1 protein-coding gene is annotated in these 1,205 nt (G+C 46.6%); it reads left to right on the top strand.

Annotated features, from left to right (window positions below; genetic code table 11):
* Nucleotides 1–712, top strand: a 712-nt coding sequence (locus tag A3729_RS07470; RefSeq protein ID WP_156497772.1) for an aminotransferase class V-fold PLP-dependent enzyme, incomplete at its 5' end; no start/stop codon positions are given.
* Between the last annotated feature and the right edge of the window lie 493 nt (nt 713–1,205).

Raw genomic sequence — 1,205 nt, 5'->3', positions numbered from 1 at the left:
AAGCCCCAAGACCAGGCTGGTTTCTATTAGCTCTGTTCAGTATGCAAGCGGCATTACAATTGACCTCCCGTCTCTTAGCCAGCTATGCAAAGCAGAACAATGCCTCCTTTGTGTGGATGCCATACAAAGTCTGGGCGCATTACCTTTCGATCAAACCTTAATCGATGCTGATTTCATTGTTGCCGATGGACATAAGTGGATGATGGCCGCCGAAGGTTTAGCGCTTTTCTATGTGAAAGGCATACATATCGAAACACTGAAGATCAATCAATTCGGTTGGCATATGATCGAACAGCGCGGCAACTACGACTCGCCCGAATGGACGCCAGCAAAGGACGCAAAACGCTTTGAGTGTGGCAGCCCCAACATGCTGGGGGTACAGGCTTTAAATGCCAGTTTGGGGCTACTGCTGGATATAGGCATCGACAATATTCATCAAGCCATATGCGAACGAACGAACTATCTGAAGGCACAATTACAAACCATTGATGACCTTTGTTTCATTTCTCCTGAAAATAAAAACCAAGCGCGTCAAAGTGGCATTATCTGCTTTCGCATTGAGGGGAAGGACAGCACTGAGCTATATCAAACACTTATGTCACGTAAAGTAATCTGTGCAAACCGGGGAGGAGGTATTCGTTTTTCCCCGCACTTTTATACCACCAAGCGAGTGATCAACCGGGCTGTAGAGATTCTGCGCGACTTAGTCTAAATAATTGGAGTCATTCATTTAAGAACCCTTCTTTTGGCTTTCTCCGTGCAGGCCACCTGCCGCTCTGTGTCCTCTGTGGTGGATTTGTTTTTTGGTTTTGATTTCAAGATTAAACCCCTTAACCACAGAGGGCACGGAGCGCTTTGCTGCACAGAGGAATAATAATTCTCTATAGAGCTCCTCTATAAAATGGGTGCAATTCAGGGCAGAGTAGAACATCTCCCCGAACTCATCATTCCCGAGGTGTTTTTACCAGGAAACCAGCTACGTCGATACCTCGTTCTGACCCTCATGGATCCCGGCTTAAGAGCACACCGGGCTAACAAAGAGACCTGTGAATTATTAGTGCGGGATAAGATCCTGGTGTAAATAAGCTAGGCCGGCTTCCATCAGCTCAAGCTCCAGTACTACTAGCTCACTCGTGATAAAAGGATGAGGTTGATAGGTATTACCTTCAACCAATAGGCTCACTAAGTCTCCGACCAATGGCTGA

It is taken from the genome of Oleiphilus sp. HI0043 (assembly GCF_001634935.1).
This window is presented reverse-complemented; position numbering and strand designations above follow the sequence as displayed.